At 70.6% G+C, this 309-nt stretch carries 1 protein-coding gene; it reads left to right on the forward strand.

What is annotated here, in order from left to right; translation table 11 throughout:
* Positions 1-309 (forward strand): sugar phosphate nucleotidyltransferase (locus H2O73_RS23715; RefSeq protein WP_246335984.1); only part of this gene is annotated, 309 nt, incomplete at both ends.

A 309-nucleotide genomic window follows, 5' to 3' on the forward strand; every position in this document is an offset into this window, starting at 1 on the left:
TCCGCTTCATCACCGCCGAGCAGTTGGACGATGCCGGGGTTACCGGGGCCGACATCCTGCTGGAGCCTGCGGGCCGCAACACCGCGCCGGCGATCCTCGCGGCTGCCCTGCGCCACGAGGCAACGCCGGACGCGGTCCTGCTGGTCTCCCCCTCGGATCACCGGATCGCTGACGGCGCCGCGTTTCTCGATGCGGTCGCCGCAGGGAAAGCGGCGGCAGAGGAGGGGCATCTGGTGACTTTCGGCGTCACGCCCATCGCGGCCGAGACCGGTTACGGGTATCTCGAGTTGTCCGGCACGCCAGTGCCCG

This window comes from Vibrio marinisediminis, from assembly GCF_014050145.1.
GTDB classification, from domain to species: domain Bacteria; phylum Pseudomonadota; class Gammaproteobacteria; order Enterobacterales; family Vibrionaceae; genus Vibrio; species Vibrio marinisediminis.